The organism is Psychrobacillus antarcticus (assembly GCF_029533155.1).
GTDB lineage: Bacteria > Bacillota > Bacilli > Bacillales_A > Planococcaceae > Psychrobacillus > Psychrobacillus antarcticus.
Genome location: NZ_JAIZDB010000077.1, coordinates 1 through 299, shown reverse-complemented (window position 1 = coordinate 299; position 299 = coordinate 1). Strand labels below are relative to the sequence as shown.

Below are 299 nucleotides of genomic sequence, written 5' to 3'. Positions count from 1 at the left end.
GTTCGTTATATTTACTGGGCATTAGATGGTGTACGGAGAAGAATCCAATCTACTTGGAATGATTATGACCGAAAAAAGTGTAAGAGAATGCGGTACGTATTCCACCGGAATTCCAAGAAATTAACAGAGGAAGACCGTTGGTATTTAGAACGTTATCTCTCCATGTCTGAAGAATTAAAGCAGGCCTATGAATTGAAGGAAGCCTTTCAACTATGGTTTACTCAAGCAAAAGAGAATGGTCCAGAGGAAATCCTCCAGACCAAAGAAACATTATATGCTTTTTATGAGCATGTAAAACA

General features: G+C 38.1%; 1 protein-coding gene. It reads left to right on the top strand.

What is annotated here, in order from left to right; genetic code table 11:
* Window positions 1–299: transposase (locus LDK52_RS19960; protein ID WP_277587627.1), on the top strand; the 299-nt coding region annotated here is incomplete at both ends.